Source organism: Tardiphaga sp. P4_G1, assembly GCF_056401215.1.
The window spans coordinates 667,919-687,372 of sequence record NZ_JBFUJU010000001.1 but is presented as its reverse complement, the minus strand read 5'-3'; the positions used below and the strand labels follow the sequence as shown (position 1 = coordinate 687,372).

The 19,454-nt window shown below is 63.3% G+C and carries 19 protein-coding genes; 9 read left to right on the top strand and 10 right to left on the bottom strand.

Annotated elements, in window-relative coordinates; translation table 11 throughout:
* Window positions 1-98: 98 nt before the first annotated feature.
* Window positions 99-2,381, top strand: a complete 2,283-nt coding sequence (locus AC1DUY_RS03375; protein WP_478112225.1) for a ComEC/Rec2 family competence protein — start codon at window positions 99-101, stop codon at window positions 2,379-2,381.
* Between the two features lie 18 nt (window positions 2,382-2,399).
* Here AC1DUY_RS03375 and lexA read toward each other — a convergent pair whose 3' ends face one another.
* The 4 genes from lexA to AC1DUY_RS03355 form a co-directional block, all read right to left on the bottom strand.
* Complete coding sequence (gene lexA / locus AC1DUY_RS03370) at window positions 2,400-3,122, bottom strand: transcriptional repressor LexA (RefSeq protein ID WP_068730850.1); 723 nt, start codon at window positions 3,120-3,122, stop codon at window positions 2,400-2,402.
* Window positions 3,123-3,424: 302 nt separating this feature from the next.
* The gene (locus tag AC1DUY_RS03365) at window positions 3,425-3,994 is read right to left on the bottom strand and encodes an N-acetyltransferase family protein (RefSeq protein ID WP_478112222.1); all 570 of its coding nucleotides are present in this window, start codon (window positions 3,992-3,994) and stop codon (window positions 3,425-3,427) included.
* Between the two features lie 21 nt (window positions 3,995-4,015).
* Window positions 4,016-6,373 (bottom strand): Orn/Lys/Arg family decarboxylase, encoded by a 2,358-nt coding sequence (locus AC1DUY_RS03360; protein ID WP_478112220.1) that lies wholly within the window; start codon window positions 6,371-6,373, stop codon window positions 4,016-4,018.
* A gap of 158 nt (window positions 6,374-6,531) precedes the next feature.
* Entirely contained in the window at window positions 6,532-7,740 is a 1,209-nt protein-coding gene (locus AC1DUY_RS03355) for a molybdopterin molybdotransferase MoeA (RefSeq protein WP_478112218.1), read from the bottom strand.
* A gap of 108 nt (window positions 7,741-7,848) precedes the next feature.
* Here AC1DUY_RS03355 and AC1DUY_RS03350 point away from each other — a divergent pair, with 108 nt between their 5' ends.
* Genes AC1DUY_RS03350 through AC1DUY_RS03340 form a run of 3 tightly spaced genes read left to right on the top strand, consistent with a single transcriptional unit; the run spans window position 7,849 to window position 9,108 of the window.
* Entirely contained in the window at window positions 7,849-8,139 is a 291-nt protein-coding gene (locus tag AC1DUY_RS03350) for a hypothetical protein (protein ID WP_478112216.1), read from the top strand.
* Window positions 8,140-8,196: 57 nt separating this feature from the next.
* Window positions 8,197-8,379, top strand: coding sequence for a CbtB domain-containing protein (locus AC1DUY_RS03345; RefSeq protein WP_089264725.1), 183 nt, complete (start codon window positions 8,197-8,199; stop codon window positions 8,377-8,379).
* A 3-nt stretch (window positions 8,380-8,382) separates the two neighbouring features.
* Entirely contained in the window at window positions 8,383-9,108 is a 726-nt protein-coding gene (locus AC1DUY_RS03340) for a CbtA family protein (protein WP_478112214.1), read from the top strand.
* Here the strand turns inward: AC1DUY_RS03340 and AC1DUY_RS03335 are convergent.
* Window positions 9,105-9,731 carry an HAD-IA family hydrolase gene (locus AC1DUY_RS03335; RefSeq protein ID WP_478112212.1) on the bottom strand — a complete coding sequence of 209 codons (627 nt, stop codon included), beginning with the start codon at window positions 9,729-9,731 and terminating at the stop codon, window positions 9,105-9,107. The two genes, AC1DUY_RS03340 and AC1DUY_RS03335, sit on opposite strands and share 4 nt — an antisense overlap.
* Window positions 9,732-9,975: 244 nt before the next feature.
* Window positions 9,976-10,524 (bottom strand): MarR family winged helix-turn-helix transcriptional regulator, encoded by a 549-nt coding sequence (locus tag AC1DUY_RS03330; protein WP_175367079.1) that lies wholly within the window; start codon window positions 10,522-10,524, stop codon window positions 9,976-9,978.
* Between the two features lie 233 nt (window positions 10,525-10,757).
* Here AC1DUY_RS03330 and AC1DUY_RS03325 point away from each other — a divergent pair, with 233 nt between their 5' ends.
* The 5 genes from AC1DUY_RS03325 to AC1DUY_RS03305 all read left to right on the top strand — a co-directional run bounded on the left by AC1DUY_RS03325 (window position 10,758) and on the right by AC1DUY_RS03305 (window position 14,866).
* A complete protein-coding gene (locus AC1DUY_RS03325; protein ID WP_246297633.1) occupies window positions 10,758-11,906 on the top strand; it encodes a cytochrome P450 in 1,149 nt (382 codons plus the stop codon).
* 7 nt (window positions 11,907-11,913) lie between these two features.
* Window positions 11,914-12,237 carry a 2Fe-2S iron-sulfur cluster-binding protein gene (locus AC1DUY_RS03320; protein ID WP_478112209.1) on the top strand — a complete coding sequence of 108 codons (324 nt, stop codon included), beginning with the start codon at window positions 11,914-11,916 and terminating at the stop codon, window positions 12,235-12,237.
* Window positions 12,238-12,304: 67 nt separating this feature from the next.
* The gene (locus AC1DUY_RS03315) at window positions 12,305-13,519 is read left to right on the top strand and encodes an ABC transporter substrate-binding protein (RefSeq protein WP_478112207.1); all 1,215 of its coding nucleotides are present in this window, start codon (window positions 12,305-12,307) and stop codon (window positions 13,517-13,519) included.
* 184 nt (window positions 13,520-13,703) lie between these two features.
* A complete protein-coding gene (locus tag AC1DUY_RS03310) occupies window positions 13,704-13,880 on the top strand; it encodes a hypothetical protein (protein ID WP_158596802.1) in 177 nt (58 codons plus the stop codon).
* Between the two features lie 527 nt (window positions 13,881-14,407).
* Window positions 14,408-14,866, top strand: coding sequence for a hypothetical protein (locus AC1DUY_RS03305; protein WP_478112205.1), 459 nt, complete (start codon window positions 14,408-14,410; stop codon window positions 14,864-14,866).
* A gap of 21 nt (window positions 14,867-14,887) precedes the next feature.
* Here AC1DUY_RS03305 and moaC read toward each other — a convergent pair whose 3' ends face one another.
* The 4 genes from moaC to AC1DUY_RS03285 all read right to left on the bottom strand — a co-directional run bounded on the left by moaC (window position 14,888) and on the right by AC1DUY_RS03285 (window position 19,277).
* On the bottom strand, window positions 14,888-15,409 hold the full coding sequence (gene moaC / locus AC1DUY_RS03300; RefSeq protein WP_092142396.1) for a cyclic pyranopterin monophosphate synthase MoaC: 522 nt from the start codon (window positions 15,407-15,409) through the stop codon (window positions 14,888-14,890).
* A 2-nt stretch (window positions 15,410-15,411) separates the two neighbouring features.
* On the bottom strand, window positions 15,412-16,218 hold the full coding sequence (trpC, locus tag AC1DUY_RS03295) for an indole-3-glycerol phosphate synthase TrpC (RefSeq protein WP_478112202.1): 807 nt from the start codon (window positions 16,216-16,218) through the stop codon (window positions 15,412-15,414).
* A gap of 7 nt (window positions 16,219-16,225) precedes the next feature.
* Window positions 16,226-17,245 (bottom strand): anthranilate phosphoribosyltransferase, encoded by a 1,020-nt coding sequence (gene trpD / locus AC1DUY_RS03290; RefSeq protein ID WP_120289973.1) that lies wholly within the window; start codon window positions 17,243-17,245, stop codon window positions 16,226-16,228.
* A gap of 118 nt (window positions 17,246-17,363) precedes the next feature.
* Window positions 17,364-19,277: a peptidylprolyl isomerase gene (locus tag AC1DUY_RS03285; protein ID WP_478112200.1), complete on the bottom strand. Its 1,914-nt coding sequence runs from the start codon at window positions 19,275-19,277 to the stop codon at window positions 17,364-17,366.
* Between the last annotated feature and the right edge of the window lie 177 nt (window positions 19,278-19,454).

The following is a 19,454-nucleotide window of genomic DNA, read 5'->3' as shown; positions in this document are numbered from 1 at the left end:
CCCCAGGGATTAGTTTTCGTATTCTGCATCCGTTCCGCTAGTCGCCGCTTGTCCTTCGGATAGCATTCGGACGGGCGAGCGTGGCGTGCGGGCGTTCGATGGCGCGGAGCGGGGATCAGCAACAGCGGCGGGGCCGATCCGGCACGGCGACCACATGGCCGCCGCCGGCCACGGCAGGCGTCGCTGCCCCATCAGCGACGTCGTCAACGTCGGGCTTCGGGACGCTCTGGACGTGGGTGCGGGCCGAAGCTGGTCCCGGTCGCTTGCTGCCCTGGGTGCCGATCGCTTTCGGCACCGGCATCGCGCTGTATTTTGCCGCTGAGCATGAGCCGGTGGCCTGGGTTGCCGCTGCGACGGCAGGCCTTCTTTGCGTGGCTGCGTTTTTGCTGCGGCGGCAGCGATGGTTTCCCTTGATCTTGCTCATTGCGGCCATCGCGGCGGGCTTCGCGATGGCTGCCATGAAAACCGCGCGTGTGGCTCATGAGGTTCTGGCGAAGCCGCTCTATTCCGTCGCGATTACCGGCTTCGTCGAAACGCACGAGGAACGGGAGCGCACGGATCGCTTCGTGCTGCGCGTTGCCACGATGGACAGCCCGCGCGCCGCACCGAAGCTCACTCGTGTGCGGCTGTCGGTGAAGAAGGGCACGGCGCCTGCCGTCGGCAGCTTCGTCGAATTGAAGGCAAGGCTGCAGCCGCCGCTGTCGCCGCTCCGGCCGGGCAGCTACGACTTCGGACGCGATCTGTATTTTCAAGGGATCGGCGCATCCGGCTTCGTGATGGGCGGCATCAAGGCAGTCGATCCGCCGATACAGCCGAGTGTGGCGCTACGCTATTCGGCGACCATGCAGGGGCTACGCGACGCCATCGACGCGCGGATCCGCACAGTGCTCTCGGGCGATAGCCGCGCCATTGCTACGGCGCTGCTCACGGGCCGCCGCGATGCGATTTCGGCTGACGTCAATGATGCGATGTTCATCTCCGGCCTCGGTCATGTGTTGTCGATTTCTGGCTATCACATGGCCGTTGTCGCCGGCGTGGTGTTCTTTGCTATACGCGCACTGCTGGCACTGATCCCTGTCCTGACCGTGACATTCCCGATCAAGAAAGTCGCAGCGGCTGCGGCATTACTCGCAGCGCTATTTTATCTGCTGCTGTCGGGCGCCGAGGTCGCCACGCAGCGTTCGTTCTTCATGACGGCCGTCGTGCTGATTGCAGTCATGGTCGATCGCCGGGCGGTGACGTTCCGCACGCTGGCGGTGTCGGCAATGGTCGTGCTGATCGTCGCGCCGGAAGCGCTGGTGCATCCCAGTTTTCAGATGTCATTCGCGGCGACGCTGGGGCTGGTCGCATTGGTGCAGATCGGCATGCCCGCGCTGTTTGCCTCGCCCGATCATTCCGCGACGGCGCGCGTGGCACTATGGGGCGGACGCGAGATCGCGATGCTCGTACTGGCTTCGCTGGTCGCGGGCCTTGCCACCACGCCCTATGCCGCATTTCATTTCCATCGCGTCACGCCTTATGGCGTCGTCGCCAATCTCCTGGCGATGCCGGTGGTCTCGGCGTTGGTGATGCCGGCCGGCATTCTCGGTTTGGTGGCCATGCCGTTCGGCTTTGACGGTGTGTTCTGGCGGCTGATGGATGTCGGCATCCAGTGGATGATTGTCGTCACGCAATGGGTGGCAGCCTTGCCCGGCGCCATCGGCCGGATGCCGGCCTTTGGCACCGGGCCGCTGATATCAGCCAGTATCGGCATCATCGTGCTGGGATTGCTGCGCACGCCGTTGCGCTTCGCGGGGGCTGCCGTGCTTGCAATCTCGATTGTGTGGGCATTGCTGGTGAAGCAGCCCGATGTGCTGATCTCGGGTGACGGTCACAGCGTCGCGGTGCGGGGCAGGGACGGGCATCTCCACGTGATGCGCAGCGCCAAGGATACATTTTTGTTGAAAGAGTGGCTCGCCGGCGATGCCGATGCGCGTCTGCCGACCGATGCCTCCGTCAGCCACGGTGTGTCCTGCGACCGCGACGGGTGCATCGCGGCGCTGGCCGATGGCGCTTTGGTGGCGCTGGTTCTACAGCCGGATGCTTTCACAGATGATTGCGAGAAAGCGGCGCTGATCGTCACGACGAAACAACCGCCGAGGGATTGCCGTGCGCTGGTGATCGATCAGGACCGCCTGCAACGAAACGGTGCGGTAAGCCTGCAGCGAACCGCCAACGGCCTTGCGATCGATGCCGTGCGACCGCGTGGCCTGGACCGTCCGTGGTCACCAGCCATTCCCGATCAGCCTCTGTCCGATAGGTTGGAGACCAGTCGTCCGCCGCAAAACCGGCCGGTGGATGCGACGCCGGTGGAAACCGATCTTCAACCCGAAGATCAGTAATCCGCCGAGGCGCAAATCTCAGTAGCGGCGATACAGCCCGATCAGCTTGCCCTGAATGCGCACCCGGTTGGGTGGCAGGATACGGACCTCGTAGGCGTCATTCGCAGGCTCCAGCGCGATCGACGCGCCGCGGCGGCGGAAGCGCTTCAGCGTGGCTTCCTCGTCGTCGATCAGGGCCACCACGATGTCGCCAGTGTCGGCGCTTTCGTTGCGCTGGATCAGCACGGTGTCGCCATCGAGAATGCCGGCGTCCTGCATGGAATCGCCGCGCACTTCGAGCGCGTAATGTTCGCCGGAGCCGAGCATGTCGGCGGGCATGCTGATGGTGTGGCTGCGGGTCTGCAGTGCCTCGATCGGCGTACCTGCCGCGATCCGGCCCATCACCGGGATGGCAACTGTGCGGCCATTGTCATCATCGCCGCTGTTGCTAGCGATGCTGGCGGCGGAACGCACCTTGCCAAGCGTGCCTTCGATGACGCTGGGCGTGAAGCCGCGGCGGCCGGTACCGCCGGTGACCGGCGCGCCGAGCTCTGGCAGCTTGATGACTTCGATGGCACGGGCGCGGTTGGGCAGACGGCGTATGAAGCCGCGTTCTTCCAGTGCGGTGATCAGACGATGGATGCCGGATTTGGAGCGCAGGTCGAGCGCATCCTTCATCTCGTCGAAGGAGGGCGGGACGCCAGCTTCCTTCAGCCGTTGATCGATGAATCGCAGGAGTTCGTATTGTTTGCGCGTGAGCATCTGAAGCCATCCTCAGTTGACGGTGTCGGCCGCCGCGTGCGTTTCAAAGGGCCTTCGAACAGTGAGCCTCAATCCAGAGACGATCGTTCGAAGATCGGTTGCGCGAGTTCGGGCACTCTCAAACTACTCAAAGCCACAGAATCTCGAAACAAATCATGAACGAACACTATATGTTCCATATGTGTTCTGCAATGCTTAATTTGCCGTCAACAGAACGCACGTTGAGCGAGGTTTGAGGAGGCTGTTCCTCACCAGTCGTCGACCCTCTACGGACATGGAAAATGCTTCCGCGGTCGCTTGGGCTACGCGGACGTCATGCGCCCAATGGGCGGCGGCGGAGTTGTGGAGCCGGTCGCCAGCGAGCGCTGAACCATGATCGTGTCGGCCCAGCGGCCCGAGCGATAGGCGACGCCGGGCAGCAAGCCGACGCGCGCAAAGCCAAAGCTCTCATGCAAGCCGAGCGAGGCCGTGTTGTCGGCATCGATGTAGCCGATGATCTGCCGAAAGCCGGCCGCCGCGCAGACGTCGATCAACTCGCGCATCAGCAGCCGGCCGATGCCTCGGCCGACATGCCCGTGGTGGATATAGATCGAATGCTTGACCGTGTAGCGATAGGCCGGTCGCTTCCGAAACAGCACCACATAGGCGTAGCCGATGACCTCGCCGCCTTGCGTGGCGACGAGGTGCGGGAACCGTTTGCTGCGCAGGTTCTTGCGCCGGTCTCTGAGATCGTCGGGCTGCGGCGTGTCGGCGTCGCTGACGCCTTCCTCAACGCCTTGCCGGATGTGCCGGCGATAGATCGCCAGCATGGCATCGACGTCGGTGTCGCGTGACGGTCGGATGACGACCGGCTGTTCGAGTTCCGTTGGCAAATCAGGCTCCTTACGTGCTCCCTATTCGGAGACCACGTAAGTGTAAAGTCGGATCCGGCCATTGGCGTCGACCTTGCGGTAGATGCCCTGGATTTCGACGTCGAAGCCCGGGAAGGTGTTGAAGCAGGTCTCGAACATCCTGAGATAATCGATCATCGGCTTTGACCGTTCAGTGAGCCGTTCTCCGGGGACGATCGTGGCGATGCCGGGCGGGTAGACCACGAACGGCGTCGTCGCGACGCGCCCGAAGATCTCATCGATGGGGAGGTAATCGACGTCGTTGCGCACCAGACAGCGCGCAGCATCATGGGGCGACATGGCGATCTCCGGCAGATGGTCAGCGGAGAATTGCCTGGTCTGAAGTTCGCTCACATTGGCCTCGCGGAAGAACCGGTGCATGTCGCCGCACAGATCCCGCAGGCGTATGCCCGCATAACGCGCCGGCCTGCGCCGCGCGAATTCCGGGATGACGTCTTCAAGCAGAGCGTTGTCGTCATGAAACTTCTTGAAAGCGACGAGGCCCGATATCAGCGTGCCGGCCTTGCTGGCTTCCACGCCGGGCGTCAGCAGGAAGAGCAGCGAGTTGAGATCGTTTTTCTCCGGCACGATGCGGTTTTCGCGCAGGAACTGCGCCACCACCGGAGCAGGGATGCCGTGTTCCGCATAGCCGCCGGTGGTGCGGTCGAAGCCGGGTGTCAGCACTGTCAGCTTGTTGGGATCGGTCATGGTGAAACCGGCTTCCATGCCGGGGAAGCCATGCCAAGCGGCGTCAGGCGCGAGCTGCCAATAAGCCGGATTGGTGGCCAGCTGGTCAGTGCCGATGCTTTCCCAGGGCACATTGTGAACAGCGCCTTCGCTGGCTGCGTCGGGAATCGCGACGCGCTCGGGCACGAAGGGTTCGAAGAACCAGCGACGCTCGGCGCGGGTTTCCTTCTCCTCGAATTCGCGGCGGACGGCGCGCATCTTCTTGCGCAGTTCGATGCCGAGCCGGATCGTATCGTCCCACAACACTTCGCCGGAGCGGCCCTTCATCATCTGCGCGCCGACATCCAATGATGCGAACAGCGGATAGAACGGCGAGGTCGAGGCGTGCTGCATGAAGCTTTCGTTGAAGCGCCGATGCTCGACGCGGCGCTTCTGGCCGCGGATGTGGCGATCCTTCATGTGGATCTGCGACGCCTGCGAGAAGCTCGCGAGCTGCTTGTGGGTCGACTGCGTCGCGATGATGCCCGGCGAATCCGGGCCGAGCTCTTTGAGCCCCATGGCGAAGCGACCGGCATAGAGCGGGTGGAATTTCATGAAACCCGCCCAGGCTTCGTCGAACAGAATGTAATCGCAGAGATGGCCGATACGCGCGATGATCATCTCGGCGCTGTAGATGGTGCCGTCATAGGTGCACTGTTCGACCACGGCGACGCGGAACGGGCGCGGACGCTTCCAGGCCTCGGGATCCGTGACGAGCGGGTTGATACGGATGCGCTCGCGCAGCGCGTCCTCGTCGAGCGCGTCCCAGTTCATCGGGCCGATCAGGCCCCAGGGATTGCGCGTCGTTGGCACATAGATCGGCACACCGCCTGAAATCATCAATGCGCCATGCAAAGCCGCCTTGTGATTGTTGCGATCGAACAGCACCAGATCGCCATCGGTAACCAGAGCCGATAGCGCGACCTTGTTGGAGGTCGAGGTGCCGTTGAGCACGAAATAGGTTTTCTCCGCCCCGAAGATCTGCGCGGCTTCCTTCTGCGCCTGCAGCGCGGGGCCCTCATGAGTTAGCAGGTCGCCGAGATCGAGCACCGAGTTGTCGAGGTCGTCGCGGAACACCGCTTCGCCGAGATGTTCCATGAACACCCGCCCGATCGGGCTGCGGCTGTAGAACACGCCGCCATTGTGCCCGGGGCAGGTCCAGAGCTGGTTGCCTTCCTCGGCATAGTCGACCAAAGCGCCGAAGAACGGCGTCTTCAGCGTCTCGGCATATTGCTTCAACCGGCTGATGAGATTCTTGGCGATGAACGGCGGGGTTTCCTCGGACAGGAAGACATAGCCGTCGATGAAATCGAGCACCTCGACCGGGACGTCTTCAAACCGCTTGCGACGGATCAGCAGGATGATGGGGAAATCGAGGCCCCGTTTACGCATCAGGTTGATCAGCGCCGCGGTCTTGCCTTCGAGGCCCTTCTTGCCCCAGTCGACCACCATGCAGCCGATCGCCGCGTCGGTCTGGACCGCGATCGTGGCGTCTTCGAGCTTGCGCGCCTTGACGACCTCGAAGCCGGAACGCTCGATCTCATCGACGATCTGATTGAGGCGAATGCCCTCGAGATCGTCGGCGTCGAATGTTGGCATCGCAAACAGGAAATTGAAGCGTTTGAAATAGTCCATTTGTGCACCGATCTTGTTTCGCAGCGATGTCTCGCTGCGTTACGTGACAATTCAGTGACTGAAGCCGCGTTAAGGTATCTCAGTCAGAAAAAAGCTCAGAGAACATGCCGCGCGGCGGAAGTTCCGGTGGCCCGGCATCCCATCGCGCATCTCGGCCTTTAAACAGGCAGTCGCATGATCGCGCAGGAATCACCAGCGGCGGCGGCGGGAGCGAATGGCTTGCGGATCAGAAGTCCTTCGGCGACAGCCAGATTTCCCAGCAGCGACGAGTCCTGCTTGATGACCGGCGTCGCCACGACGGTGCCGTCGGCCCGGGTCTCGAGGCGCGTGCGCAGGTAATCCTCGCGCTGGTCGTTGGCGGCGAGGTCGCGGCCGAGCACCGCGGGTTCGAGCGCGTGAGCGACCTCGATTCGGCCGGACAGCGCGCGCAGCAGCGGCACCATGAACAGGAAGCCGCAGACATAGGACGAGACGGGATTGCCGGGCAGGCCGATCACGCGCATGCCCTGGCGGCGTCCGTGCATCATCGGCTTGCCCGGCCGCATGGCGATGCGCCAGAACGCCATCTCGACGCCGGCATTGATCAGGGATTGCTGCACGAGGTCGTGGTCGCCGACCGACGCGCCGCCGGTGGTGATCAGCACGTCCGCCTTCAGATCGATCGCGCGCTGAATGGCCGATGTGGTCGCCTCCAGCGTGTCGACGGCGATACCGAGATCGATCACCTCGGCGCCTTCGGCACGGGCCAGCGCACGCAGCGCGAAGCCATTGGAGAGCACGATCTGGCCGGGGCCGGGGACCGCGCCGGGCATGACCAGTTCGTCGCCGGTGGCGAGCACGGCAACGACCGGCCGTCGCCGCACGGGCAGTGACGGATGGTTCATCCCGGCAGCAAGCGCTAGGTCGCGATCGGTAAGGCGGGTGCCGGCGCGCAGCAGCACATCGCCTTCGTTGAAATCGACGCCAGCCGGGCGGATATGCTTGCCGGAAATCGCGGCCTCGTTGATCCCGACGATATCGCTATCGCGCGTAGTATCTTCCTGGATCACGACGGCGTCGGCGCCAGCGGGCAAAACGCCGCCGGTGAAGATTCGCAGGGCTTCGCCGGTCTGCAGCGGGCGGTCGAACGGCTTGCCTGCGGCGATCTCGCCGATGACGCGGAGCTTGGCGCCCAACTTCGCATCGGCGGCGCGCACGGCATAGCCGTCCATCGCTGACATGGGCTCCGGTGGTTGCGTTCGCAGCGAAGCGATGTCGCGGGCGAGCACGCGGTGGAACGCGTCTTCCAGCGGCACCATCTCCTCAGGCAGCGCATCGGCGCCCGCGAGAATCGCGGCCATGGCATCGGTAACCGGCATCAGGGCCATCGCGGGGATCTCCGGCAGTGTGGGCGCCCGTCATAGCGGAGAGCGGGAGCGGACGCAAAACCACCGGCGCTTTGGCAGGGCAGGGAAACACGGTAGACATCGGCGATCATGACCGACAACCACGCTGCAACCGACGATGAAGCGCCTGTCTGGCGGGAGGATGTCGATGCGCTGGCATTCCGGCCGTCCGGCCATTGCGGGCTGTGCATGGTGCACCGTCATGCGTTCCGGACGCTGCTCCGGCGTTACCCGTCGCCGGAGGAATGCGCGGCCTATTTCCGCGACCACAGAGACGTGTTCCAGGCGGCGGCCGGCGCCAAGCTGGTGCGTGCGCCGGTGGCGGCAGATGCGAATTTTCATCTGACCAGCCGCGATCTCGCCCGCGCGATGCAAAATTAACGGTCGCGCCGCCGGTGCAACTCGGCTAAATTGGCCGTCTATTTCGCGAGGATTCCGATGCAACAGACCCAGACCGCCCAGATCTCCGCCGTGACCACTGACGTCAATGTCGTCGTGCAGGCTGTTCTGGCCATGGCGCTCGGTCTGTTCATCGTCGGTGTGGTCGGCTTCTCGCATATCAGCGCCGTCCACAATGCGGCCCATGACACGCGCCACGCCAACGCATTCCCCTGCCACTGAGACATGTCCGTCTTCAGGTCGATCGTTTTCTCGGCAGCGCTGGCTGGCGTGATCACTGGTGCTGCCATCACCGGCGCCCAGATGGTCGGGACCATTCCCCTGATCCAGAAAAGCGAAGTTTATGAGCGCAAGGCGGAAGCGCCGGCTGCTGTTGCGCCGACGGCTGCCGCGCAGCCCGCCCATACGCACGACCAAGGCGCCGCCGCCCATAGTCATGAGGCCGAATGGGAGCCCGCCGAGGGCTTGCAGCGCAATGCCTTCACCACCGGCGCCAATATCCTGACGGCCATCGGCTTCGCGTTGCTGCTGGCCGGCATCTTCGCGCTGCGCGGCCGGGCCGTGGGTTGGCGGGAAGGGCTGTTCTGGGGCCTCGGCGGTTTCGTTGTCTTCACGGCGGCGCCCGGCCTCGGCCTGCCGCCGGAATTACCGGGAATGCCTGTCGCCGACCTCACACTGCGCCAGACCTGGTGGATCGGCACTGCCTGCGCCACTGCGGCGGGGCTCGGCCTGCTCGTCTTCCGCAAGGCGTCATGGGCTGCCATTTTAGGCCTCGGCCTGATCATCCTGCCGCATCTGATCGGCGCGCCACAGGCGCCCGCTGGTCATACGGACGTCCCCGAAACGCTGTCGCACAGTTTCGTCGTTGCGGCGGTCCTGACCAGCCTGCTGTTCTGGGCACTGCTCGGCGTCCTCACCAGCATCGCCTTCCAGCGCATCTCGCGGACCTAAAGCCCGAGTGCCTTGAGCGCCTCGGCGACCGATGTCGGCGAGGTGACGTGGACGGCCTGCAATCCGCAAGCGCGAGCGGCCTCGATATTGTCGGCAAGATCGTCGAAGAACACGATGCGGTCGGCGGGGATGCCGATTTCCGCGATGACGTGCTCATAGGATTTTGCATCGGGCTTGCGAAGCCCGATCGAGGACGACAGAAACACCGCGCGGAAGTGACTGAGCAGATCGGCATGGTGTTCCGAGAAATGCGTGACATGCGCGACATTGGTGTTTGAGAACGAGTAGAGCGGCCAGCGCTTCGAGGCATGCGCGAGGAGTTCGGCGATGCCCGGCATCTCCCCGACGAAGATCGCATTCCAGCCTTCGAGAAATTGTGCCGGCGTCAGATCGATACCGAGCGTGTCGTGCAGATGCGCAAAGAATGCGTCGTCGGAAATCTCGCCGCGCTCGTGTCGCATATAGACGTCGCCGCGCGCAAACCGGCTCACGATCTCGTCCGGTGTACACTGCGCGTAGTCCGACCAGACCTTCAGCACGCGCGTGAAATCGATATCCAGCACGACGCGGCCAAGATCAAACAGCAGGGCGTCTGCGGAATTTGGCGTAAGCGACATCGTCATCTGTATCTTTTGGCTCAACGATTGAACATGTGCGGCGCAGGTTAGCGGATGATGGCAGAAAATCCTTGCCTCCGCGTGACAAACCGTCCCGATATTTCTGTTGCCTAGGCAACTAATTCGTGAGAGCCTTTCCAAAGAGGGCGCTACCTAGAGCAGTCAACTGCCGGGCCCTGCAGGGAGAGAAACGATGGTGGACCGCTTGTGCGGGACAGCGATTGATGACGCGCGAGTAACGCGTGGTGGTCTAGCCGGTTACCGCGCCGAGATTGCCGTGAATGCGTCGCAGCAAGTCGATCAGCACTTCGCGTTCGCTTTCATCCAGACAGGACAGCAGCTTTCGCTCGCGTTCCAGCGCGGTCACGATGACGGCGTCATGGGTCGTGCGACCCTTCGTGGTCAGCGTAATCGAATGGGTGCGCGCGTCGTCCGGGTCGGCATTGATGGCGACCAGGCCGCGCTCTTCCAGCATGGCAAGCGTGCGGCTGACCGGTCCCTTGTCGAAGCCGATGACGTGGCAGATGCGCGAGGCGGGAATGCCGGGCTCGATGGCCAGCAGCGACATGATGCGCCACTCGGTGACATTCACGCCAAAGCGCTTCTGATAGAGCGCGGTCGCGTTGCGCGAGAGCTTGTTCGCAATGAAGGTGATGAAGGCCGGCACATAGCGCTCAAGATCGAGCAACTGCCCGCCTTTCGAAGCGGGCGCTTTCGCGGCGACAGTCCTGACATTGACCTTTGTCACTTTCGCCTTGGCGGGCTTTCGAACCGTTTTTCCCGATCCATTCTTGCTCATGCACCACGATCCTGCCTGCCAGCGTGACGTCGTCGAAATCGGCGAGATCACGTGGTTCTGAGGAATAGAGACACGCAGCCACAATTGCCAACAAGAAAATATGGGAGATTCACATGGTCGCCACGGTCACGACGGCATCGTCCCACACCCCGCCGGTGCTGTCCTTTGGCGGAGCCTTGCCGAACGACGCATCGTCTCAGCCCGTCGTCCACCTCGACGTCGATCCCTTCGCCATGGACTTCTTCGCCGATCCTCACCCCACCCACGAGGTGCTGCGTGAGGCCGGGCCCGTGGTGTATCTCGACAAATGGAACGTCTACGCGGTCGCGCGCTATGCCGAAGTTCATGCAGTCCTGAACGATCCTGCGACGTTCTGCTCGAGCCGCGGCGTGGGTCTTAGCGACTTTGCCAGGGAGAAACCGTGGCGCCCGCAGAGCCTCATCCTCGAAGCCGATCCGCCGGCGCATACGCGCACGCGCGCGGTACTCAACAAGGTCCTGTCACCCGCGGTGATGAAGCAACTGCGCGATGGCTTCGCTGCGGCGGCCGATGCCAAGGTCGACGAACTGCTGGAGCGGCGCAGTTTCGACGCGGTCGCGTATCTTGCCGAAGCCTATCCACTATCGGTGTTCCCCGATGCGATGGGACTGCAGAAGGAGGGCCGCGAAAACCTGCTGCCTTATGCCGGTCTTGTCTTCAATGCCTTCGGTCCGCCGAACCAGCTGCGCCAGGACGCCATCGAACGCTCTGCGCCGCATCAGGCCTATGTCGCCGCGCAATGCCAGCGCGACAATCTCGCGCCCGGCGGTTTCGGCGCCTGCATCCATGCGCGGGTCGACACCGGCGATATCACCGCCGACGAGGCGCCGCTGCTGGTGCGCTCATTGCTGTCAGCAGGGCTGGACACGACGGTGAACGGTATCGGCGCTGCCGTTTATTGCCTGGCGCGCTACCCGCAAGAATTCGCGCGGCTGCGCAGCGACCTGTCGCTGGCGCGCAATGCTTTCGAGGAGGCCGTGCGTTACGAAAGCCCCGTGCAGACCTTCTTCCGCACCACGACGCGCGACGTCGAGATCAGTGGTTGTCGTGTCGGTGAGGGCGAGAAGGTGCTGATGTTCCTGGCCGCCGCCAACCGCGATCCGCGCCGGTGGGCCGATCCCGAACGCTACGACATCACCCGCAAGACGTCCGGCCATGTCGGATTCGGCTCCGGCATCCACATGTGCGTCGGCCAGCTCGTGGCACGTCTGGAGGGTGAGGTGATGCTGTCCGCATTGGCGCGCAAGGTCGCATCGATCGAGATCACCGGCGAGGTCAAGCGCCGTTACAACAACACGCTGCGCGGGCTCGAAAGCCTGCCGGTCACCTTCACGCCTGCCTGAGGATTCCATGCCGAGCATTACGTTCATTCATCACGACACCCGTGCCGAGACAGTCCGCGCCAATAATGGCGATAGCGCCATGTATACGGCGCTGCTGCATGGCATCGACGGCATTACGGGCGAATGCGGCGGCGGCGCGGTCTGCGCCACCTGCCACGTCTATGTCGACGACAGCTGGCTGGGCAAAGTTGGCGCAGTCGGTGCCGACGAGGATGAGTTGCTGGAAGGCGTCGCCAGCGAGCGGCTGCCGAACAGCCGGCTGTCGTGCCAGATCAAGATCACCGAGGCGCTCGATGGCCTCGTGCTCCGACTGCCGGAGCGACAGGTGTAACTCGCAAGCAAGACCGCGACCGGCAACGTCCGGACCCGCGCAATCAAGGTAGAGGGGAGAGACGACAATGAAGGGCTTGAAGACAGTTTTGGCTGCTGCGGCATCCTGCGTGATGGCGACGGCAGTCCAGGCGCAGGTGTCCGACGATGTGGTGCGGGTCGGTGTGCTCAACGATATTTCCGGCGTGTTCCAGGACACCAACGGCATGGGCTCGGTGGAAGCCGCGCGGATGGCCGCCGAGGATTTCAATGGCGGCGGCAAGAATATCAAGGTCGAGATCGTCTATGCCGACCATCAGAACAAGGCGGATGTCGGCGCCGCCATCGCGCGCAAATGGCTCGATGTCGAGAAGGTCGATGCCATCGTCGACGTGCCGAATTCATCGGTGGGTCTCGCCATCAACAATATCGCCCGCAACACCAGGATGACGTTCCTGGCCTCGTCGACGGCGACCTCGGACCTCACCGGCAAGGACTGCTCGCCGAACACCATCCAGTGGGTCAACGACGCCTGGGCCACCGGCAACACCACCGCGGCGGCGATGATGCAGCGGGGCGGCGACGACTGGTACTTTCTCACGGTGAATTACGCGCTGGGGCAGGGCATCGAGGCCGAAGCCACCAATTACATCACGAAGAACGGCGGCAAGGTGCTGGGGTCATCGAAGCACCCGCTCGGCACCTCCGATTTCGCCTCGCTCTTGCTGCAGGCGCAGAGCTCGAAGGCCAAGGTGATCGGCCTGGCCAATGCCGGCGCCGATGCCATCAATGCGGTGAAGCAGGCCGGCGAGTTCGGCATGCAGGACGGCCCGCAGAAGCTGGTCGCGTTCCTGATCTTCATCAACGACGTTCACGGCATGGGCCTGAAGACCGCGCAGGGCCTGTTGCTGACGGAATCCTTCTACTGGGACATGGATGATGACACCCGCGCCTTTGGCAAACGCTTTGCGGCGCGGCCAGGCATGAACGGCAAGATGCCGAGCGCCAATCAGGCGGGCGTCTATGCCTCCACGCTGGCCTATCTCAATGCCGTGGCCGCCAAGGGCAGCGACGATGCCAGTGTCGTCGTACCGCAGATGAAGACCTTCAAGGGCAAGGACAAGCTGTTCGGTGAGGTCACAATCCGCGCCGATGGCCGTGTCATTCACCCGATCTACCTGTTCGAGATCAAGAAGCCGGCGGAGTCGAAGGGGCCATACGACTATTACAAGCTGCTCTCGACCATCCCTGCCGAAAAGGCGTTCCGGCCGATGGCCGAGGGTGGTTGTCCGATGATCAAATAGCCTATCGCGCATCGATACCGGCAACATCAGTCGTTCCCGGTATCGATGTGGGGCCAGTTGCGGGAATTGGCGGATCGGTAGGTAACTTGCTGCTCCGCAGAAAATACATGCGGGCTATTTCAAACCTAAAAGGCTATTCCACGTACCTAATGACATCGAAACCCTTTGATTTAAAGGATTTGGAATGTCGATTATGGTTGGATTGATGGCCTTGCTGCTGCCGCCTGCTGCGTGGTTGCTGGTCAAACGATATGAGCGTCATCTCGATGCGCAGATCGGGCCGTGGATCGTCAGTGAGATGAAGCCGCAGCGCAGCCGGCAGCGTCTCCTGCGCGAGCACCGTGATGATAGCGATCGCTGAAATCCGCCCCTATTCAGGTTACCGCAAAACTTACAACGCGCGCGCGTAACTAAGTAGTGCGCATTCACACTTGGCCTCGTCCTGCTTGGTAGTGCTGATCCCGCCACGAGCACCAGCCTGGATGTCTCATCCGTCCGGTTGGTCGCTTGATCTGGCCCGGGACCGCCGCCAAACACCCCCCATGTCGCGCGCGGTCCCGGTTATTGTTCGTAAACAAGATCGATGACGGCGCAGGATCGCGATTTAGCAGTGATGACGCGCTCTGGGACCTTCATGAGAAATTGCGCGTCGTGCTGGCCGCAAAGATGGTTGCGCGGCGACAGCAGCTTGATGAGCGCCTGCGCGATCTCGAACAGTTCGCGATTTTGTCGAAGCGTGCTGTCGCAGCATTGCGGTCGATGGCCGAGGGCGGTTGTCCAATGATCAAGTGACGGCCACTTGTTCGATGTCGCTGGCGATCATCGGGAATAATTTGCGGCAACCGGTGTTCTGAGGATGGGGGCCCACACCTGCGACGGGAGTGTGCCATGCTCAGGAAAATGTTGATCGGACTTGCCACAATTGCGGCCATCGGCATGACGTCCGTGCCGATGGATGCTTCCGCGCGCGGCGGCGGGGGCGGCCACGGCGGTGGTGGCGGGCACGGGGGCGGTTTCCACGGTGGTGGCGGTTTTCACGGAGGTGGCTTCCACGGAGGTGGCTTCCGCGGCGGCGGTATGGCCATGGGCGGCCTGCGCGGCGGCGGGTTCGGTGCAACTCGTTTCGCCGCCATGCCCGGTGGAGCACGCTTCGCCGGAATGTCCAATCGAGGCTTCCATCACTTCGGCCACCATAATCGTCACTTCCGGAATTTCGCCCCGTTTGTGATCGGATTCGGTTCGTCCTACGCCTATGCGGGCTATCCGTATTACGACAACTGCTATGACGTTATACGGGTGCGGACTTATCACGGTTGGCGATGGCGGCGCGTGTATGTCTGCGGCTGACGCCGGGCGACCGCGGAGTCTTCAATTCGCGGCGTTGTCCGTGACCAGATAGTGCCCGGACTTGCCACCCTTTTTCTCGACGAGGTGGATGCCCTCGATGCGGACACCGCGCTCGACGGCCTTGATCATGTCGTAGATTGTCAGGCATGCGACGGAGACGGCCGTCAGCGCTTCCATCTCGACGCCCGTGGGGCCCGTGACCTTGACCGACGCACGTACGCGGCAGCCCGGCAGTTTCTTGTCGGGCGTGATGTCCAGCGTGACTTTGGATAGCGCCAGCGGATGGCACAGCGGGATCAGATCCGATGTGCGCTTTGCCGCCATGATGCCGGCGATACGCGCCGTGCCGAGCACATCGCCCTTCTTGGCATTGCCGGAGACGATCATGTCGAGCGTCGCCTTGCTCATGATCACCAGACCTTCGGCCACCGCGATGCGTTCGGTCGCCGGTTTCTCCGACACATCGACCATGCGGGCCTCGCCCGAGGAATCGATGTGGGTGAGGGCCGGGGCCTGCTTCGATTTTTTCGTCTTGCCGGCCATGATCAATGCGTTCCGTTCGCGCGCTTGAGCAGCGTTTGCGTTGCCGCTGTTACGTCCGCCTGCCGCATCAGGCTTTCGCCGACCAGGAAGGTGGAAATGCCGACGCGCTCGAGACGTGCAAGATCAGCCGGCGTGAAGATGCCGCTTTCGCCGACCTTGAGACGATCCTTCGGGATCATCGGCGCCAGCGTTTCGCTGGCGGTCAGCGTGGTCTCGAAGGTGCGCAGATTGCGGTTGTTGATGCCGATCATCGGCGAGCGCAGGTTCAGCGCGCGTTCCAGCTCCGGCTGGTCGTGGATTTCGATCAGCACATCCATGCCCTGGTCGATGGCGGCGTCTTCGATGTCACGCGCCTGCGCATCGTCGAGTGCAGCCATGATGATCAGGATGCAATCGGCGCCATGGGCGCGCGCCTCGACGACCTGATAGGTGTCGAACATGAAGTCCTTGCGCAACACCGGCAGTTTGACGGCGGCGCGGGCGGCGACCATGAAGTCGAGGTGGCCCTGGAATGACGGCGTATCGGTCAGGACCGAGAGGCATGCAGCGCCGCCGGCCTCATAGGCCTTGGCCAGCGTCGGCGGATCGAAGTCTTCGCGAATGAGCCCCTTGGACGGCGAGGCCTTCTTGATTTCGGCGATCAGCGCGAACTCGTTCTTGTCGAGCTTTTTGTGGATCGCGGTCATGAAGCCGCGTGGCGCCGGCGCAGCCTTGGCCAGCGCTTCGATGGAAGCGATGGGATGGGCGCGTTTCGCCGCCGCGATTTCTTCGCGCTTGTAAGCTTCGATCTTGGTCAGGATGTCGGACATCGTCGTCTCACAGGTTTGCGTTGGAGACGGCGACCAGTCGCTTCAGCTTCTCCAGCGCTGCGCCGCTGTCGAGCGACTTCTGACCGAGTGCCACGCCTTCCTTCACGTCCTTGACCTTGCCGGCCACGATCAGCGCCGCGGCAGCATTGAGCAGCGCGACGTCGCGGAAGGCGCTCGGCTTGCCGTCGAGGACGGCCTGCAGCGAGGCGGCGTTTTCCTGGGCGTCGCCGCCCTTCAGGGAATCCGGACCGGTGCGCGGCAGGCCCGCGTCCTCGGGCGAAATCTCGAAGCTGCGGATATTGCCGTTCTCCAGGGCTGCCACAAAGGTCGGGCCGGTGAGCGTGATCTCATCGAGGCCGTCGGAGCCGTGCACCACCCAGGCGGATTCGGAGCCGAGATTCTTCAGCACCTGTGCCAGCGGCAGCACCCACTGCCGCGAGAACACGCCGACCATTTGCCGGGTGACGCCGGCGGGATTGGACAGCGGTCCAAGCAGATTGAAAATCGTGCGGGTAGCGAGCTCGACACGGGTCGGGCCGACATTCTTCATCGCGGGATGATGCGCCGGCGCAAACATGAAGCCGATGCCTGTCTCTCTAAGGCAGCGGCTGACGTCGTCGGGCGTGAGATCGATCCTGACGCCGAGGGCCGCCAGCACGTCGGCCGCGCCGGAGCGCGACGACAGCGCACGATTGCCGTGCTTGGCCACCGGCACACCGCAGCCGGCGACGATGAACGAGGCGCAGGTCGAGACATTCACGGAGCCGGAGCCATCGCCGCCGGTACCGACCACGTCGACAGCGCCGGCCGGTGCGTCGACCCGCAGCATCTTGGCGCGCATCACCTCAACCGCGCCGGTGATCTCGTCCACGGTCTCGCCGCGCACGCGCAGCGCCATCAGCAGGCCGCCCATCTGCGAAGGCGTGGCTTCGCCCGACATCATGCTGTCGAAGGCCGCCGAGGCTTCCTCACGCGAGAGGGAGGCGCCGGTCGCGACCTTGGCAATGATTGCCCTGAGATTGTCCATCGGATGCTTTCAGAGTGATGCACATCTCATTGCAGGCGACATCTGCGACGAAGCCATCCAGCCTTTGCTTGTTGCTTCTGGATGGCTTCGCTGCGCCCGCAATGACGACGTGGGTTTCCTAATTGGTGTTGCTGTTCGCGGCACCAGTGGCGATCGCAACGGCTTCCGCGTTGATCTTGGTGCCGATCTGCGTCTCGAGCCTGGTGACATACTGCGCGACCTGTTCGTCGGTCAGCCCGCGCTGCAGCGTCTCCTTGAGCTTCTTGGCATCTTCGGAGGCCATATCAACCGCAGGCGCGGTGACATCGGTGATCCGGTAGACGATCCATTCCGACGGCGTGGCACCCTGCGCCTGCCCGGCAGAATCCTTGACGCCGCGGAATACGGACTGGATCACGCCGGCCGACAGGGCAGGGTCGCTCGCGTCGCGCTTGAATGGCGCGGAGGTCACGACCTTGAGTCCGGCTGCCGCGGCTTCGTCGGCGAGCTTGGCACCGCTTTCGAGCTTCTTCGCCATGTCGACAGCCTTGTCGCGCAGACGCGTGGTGATCTGCTCTTCGCGCCAACGTGCCTCGACCTGCGGCTTCACTTCGTCGAGCGTACGGTCGCGCGCCGGGGTGACGCCGAGCACGTCGTACCAGATGTAACCGCCGCCGGCCTGCAATGCGTCGTTGTCGACGCCGACATCGCTGTTGAAGGCCTGGGTCACGACGTCCACACCCGTGGGCAGGCCGGCAACGGGCTGGCCGTCCGGCGTACGGCCGGAGCGATCGACGGCCTCGATGGTGACGGCGGTGAGGCCGAGCTTCTTGGCGGTATCGACGACATTGGCTCCGCCACCGCGTTCGTCTTCGATCTTGTTGTGCATGTCGGACACGACGGCGCGGGCGCGCTCGATGGCGATATCGCGCTTCAGGTTGGCGGCAACGCTGTCATAGCTCGGCGTCGTGCCGGCCTGAACTTTGCCGACCTTGACCAGCGTCACGCCGAACCGTCCGGTGATCGGCTGGCTGATACCGTCGGGTGCCAGCGAGAAGGCGGCATTGGCGACGGAGGGATCGATGATGCCCGCTTTGGCAACCATGCCGAGATCGATGTCGGAGGCGGACAGGCCGCGTTCCTTGGCGAGGTCCTCGAACTTGAACGTATCGTTCAGCTTGGCGCGGCCGGCTTCAGCGTCCGCTGCATTCGGGAAGACGATCTGCGAGATCTGGCGCTGTTCCGGCGTGGAGAGCTTGTCCTTGCGCTCCTCGAACACTTTCCTGGCGTCGTCGTCCGACACCGTCGACCACTTCGCCATCTCATCAGGCGTCAAAGCGAGGAAGGCGATCTTGCGATATTCGGGAGCGCGGAACTGGGTCTTGCGCTCGTCGAAATAGGCGGCGAGGGCTTCGGGCGAGGGCGCCTCAATGGTCCCGGCCTGTGCAGCATCGAGCTTCACGTAATCGATGGTGCGGGTCTCGTTCTGGTAGCGGCTCAGCGCCTCGATCATCGTCTTCGGCGGCTCGACGCCTGACGTGACGGTGCCGGCGATCTGGCGGCGCAGCGACACCTTGCGCTGTTCGGCGATGTAGCGCTGTTCGGTGAAGCCAAGCGAGCGGATCAGCTGCTGGAAGCGCGGCGCATCGAAGCCGCCGGTCGGGCTCTGGAAGTTCGGATCCGCAATGATCTGCCGCATCACCTCGGCGTCGCCGACACCGAGGCCCTTGCGACGCGCGTCCTCGTCGAGGGCGGCTTCGGCGACGACCTGCTGCAGAACCTGGCGGTCGAGCCCGAAAGCACGGGCCTGATCCGAGGTCAGCGGGCGGCCGAACTGGCGGCCAATCTGCTGCAGCTTGTCGTTATAGAGCTGGCGGAACTGCTCAGTCGTGATCTCGGTCGAGCCGATGGTGGCGAGCTTGGACTGTCCATAGCCCTTGAACGCGTCGGCGATGCCCCAGATGCCGAAGCTGACAATCAGCACGCCCATCACGACGGCCATAATCGTCTTGCCAATCCAGTTGGATGAGGCTCTGCGCATTCCTCGAAGCATAGGGTCTTCTTATCTGTCAGGAGGGGAATCGGCTCGCACCAGCAGCCCATGGGGCCGGAGGGCGTCGCCAAATAGGAGGCGCATCATAAAGTGGCAAAAGCCGGGTCGCAACCGGCTGGGGCGGGGCGGATTGAAGCGGTTTCCGGCGCTACCGCGAGGCAATAGCGGCAGATGGAA

Excerpts from the sequence above, each read along its gene's own strand:
- AC1DUY_RS03315 (WP_478112207.1), top strand. The coding sequence starts at position 12,305 with ATGAAGGGCTTGAAGACAGTTTTGGCTGCTGCGGCATCCTGCGTGATG.
- AC1DUY_RS03350 (WP_478112216.1), top strand. The coding sequence starts at position 7,849 with ATGACCGACAACCACGCTGCAACCGACGATGAAGCGCCTGTCTGGCGG.
- AC1DUY_RS03325 (WP_246297633.1), top strand. The coding sequence starts at position 10,758 with ATGGACTTCTTCGCCGATCCTCACCCCACCCACGAGGTGCTGCGTGAG.
- AC1DUY_RS03355 (WP_478112218.1), bottom strand. The coding sequence starts at position 7,740 with ATGGCCCTGATGCCGGTTACCGATGCCATGGCCGCGATTCTCGCGGGC.
- AC1DUY_RS03310 (WP_158596802.1), top strand. The coding sequence starts at position 13,704 with ATGTCGATTATGGTTGGATTGATGGCCTTGCTGCTGCCGCCTGCTGCG.
- AC1DUY_RS03305 (WP_478112205.1), top strand. The coding sequence starts at position 14,408 with ATGCTCAGGAAAATGTTGATCGGACTTGCCACAATTGCGGCCATCGGC.
- lexA (WP_068730850.1), bottom strand. The coding sequence starts at position 3,122 with ATGCTCACGCGCAAACAATACGAACTCCTGCGATTCATCGATCAACGG.
- moaC (WP_092142396.1), bottom strand. The coding sequence starts at position 15,409 with ATGGCCGGCAAGACGAAAAAATCGAAGCAGGCCCCGGCCCTCACCCAC.
- AC1DUY_RS03285 (WP_478112200.1), bottom strand. The coding sequence starts at position 19,277 with ATGCTTCGAGGAATGCGCAGAGCCTCATCCAACTGGATTGGCAAGACG.
- AC1DUY_RS03360 (WP_478112220.1), bottom strand. The coding sequence starts at position 6,373 with ATGGACTATTTCAAACGCTTCAATTTCCTGTTTGCGATGCCAACATTC.
- AC1DUY_RS03330 (WP_175367079.1), bottom strand. The coding sequence starts at position 10,524 with ATGAGCAAGAATGGATCGGGAAAAACGGTTCGAAAGCCCGCCAAGGCG.
- AC1DUY_RS03320 (WP_478112209.1), top strand. The coding sequence starts at position 11,914 with ATGCCGAGCATTACGTTCATTCATCACGACACCCGTGCCGAGACAGTC.
- AC1DUY_RS03340 (WP_478112214.1), top strand. The coding sequence starts at position 8,383 with ATGTCCGTCTTCAGGTCGATCGTTTTCTCGGCAGCGCTGGCTGGCGTG.
- trpC (WP_478112202.1), bottom strand. The coding sequence starts at position 16,218 with ATGTCCGACATCCTGACCAAGATCGAAGCTTACAAGCGCGAAGAAATC.
- AC1DUY_RS03335 (WP_478112212.1), bottom strand. The coding sequence starts at position 9,731 with ATGACGATGTCGCTTACGCCAAATTCCGCAGACGCCCTGCTGTTTGAT.
- AC1DUY_RS03375 (WP_478112225.1), top strand. The coding sequence starts at position 99 with ATGGCGCGGAGCGGGGATCAGCAACAGCGGCGGGGCCGATCCGGCACG.
- AC1DUY_RS03345 (WP_089264725.1), top strand. The coding sequence starts at position 8,197 with ATGCAACAGACCCAGACCGCCCAGATCTCCGCCGTGACCACTGACGTC.
- trpD (WP_120289973.1), bottom strand. The coding sequence starts at position 17,245 with ATGGACAATCTCAGGGCAATCATTGCCAAGGTCGCGACCGGCGCCTCC.